Here is a 450-nt window from a genome sequence, read left to right on the forward strand (position 1 = left end):
GACCCGATCCCCGGCCGGACGATGCCGAAGCTGGTCGAGGTCGAGCGGGACTACACCGCGGTCGCCGACAAGATGGCCTCGCTCGGGCCGCTGCTGGACACCCTGGGCGCGACCACCAAGGGCGTCACCTTCCAGGTCGGCAAGGAACTGGACTACCTGCGGCAGAAGAACGGGGTGGCCGGCAACGGCCGGCCCTCGATCGCCGGCGACGTGCAGGCCTGCGAGGCGATCCTGGCGCTCTCCGGCACCACCAACGGCCACCTGGCCACGCAGGGCTTCCGCACCCTGGAGAAACTCACCGGGGTGGAGCTCGTGGACCTGTCGGCGGAGCACGAGGGCAAGCAGATCACGTTCGCCGACACCCAGTCCCGGCCGACGCCGGTGATCACCTCGCCGGAGTGGTCGGGGTCGGAGTCCGGCGGCCGGCGGTACTCCGCCTTCGTGATCAAC

General features: G+C 70.7%; 1 pseudogene. It reads left to right on the top strand.

What is annotated here, in order from left to right:
• Positions 1-450: pseudogene (locus ODJ79_RS46770) on the top strand (nitrate reductase subunit alpha); the annotation flags it as partial.

The sequence above is a fragment of the Actinoplanes sp. KI2 genome (genome assembly GCF_025630775.1).
GTDB lineage: Bacteria > Actinomycetota > Actinomycetes > Mycobacteriales > Micromonosporaceae > Actinoplanes.